This window comes from Metamycoplasma equirhinis, from assembly GCF_006385185.1.
GTDB lineage: Bacteria > Bacillota_I > Bacilli_A > Mycoplasmatales > Metamycoplasmataceae > Metamycoplasma > Metamycoplasma equirhinis.
This window is the reverse complement of record NZ_VFIX01000046.1, coordinates 1-484: the sequence shown is the minus strand read 5'-3', so window position 1 is coordinate 484 and position 484 is coordinate 1. Positions and strand designations below refer to the sequence as shown.

The following is a 484-nucleotide window of genomic DNA, read 5'->3' as shown; positions in this document are numbered from 1 at the left end:
GTCGGATCGGACGACGTGTTCTACTCGCACGAAGCCGGAATCGATTGGGACGTCATCTTTCTGCTCTTGGGCATGATGATCATCGTCAGCGTGCTTCGGCACACCGGCGTCTTCGAATACGTCGCGATTTGGGCCGTCAAACGCGCAAACGCCGCGCCGTTGCGCATCATGATCCTGCTGGTGCTGGTGACCGCGCTGGGGTCGGCCCTGCTGGACAACGTCACCACGGTGTTGTTGATCGCGCCGGTGACGCTACTGGTATGTGATCGACTGGGGGTCAATTCCACGCCGTTTTTGGTGGCCGAAGTCTTCGCGTCCAATGTCGGCGGCGCGGCCACGCTGGTCGGCGACCCGCCGAACATCATCATCGCCAGCCGGGCGGGACTGACGTTCAACGACTTCCTGATCCACATGGCCCCGGCCGTGCTCGTCGTCATGATCGCCCTGATCGGTCTGCTGCCCTGGCTGCTGGGCTCCGTCACTG

1 protein-coding gene is annotated in these 484 nt (G+C 62.6%); it reads left to right on the top strand.

Annotated features, from left to right (window positions below; translation table 4 throughout):
- Nucleotides 1–484: SLC13 family permease (locus tag FJM08_RS08595; RefSeq protein WP_211331350.1), on the top strand; the 484-nt coding region annotated here is incomplete at both ends.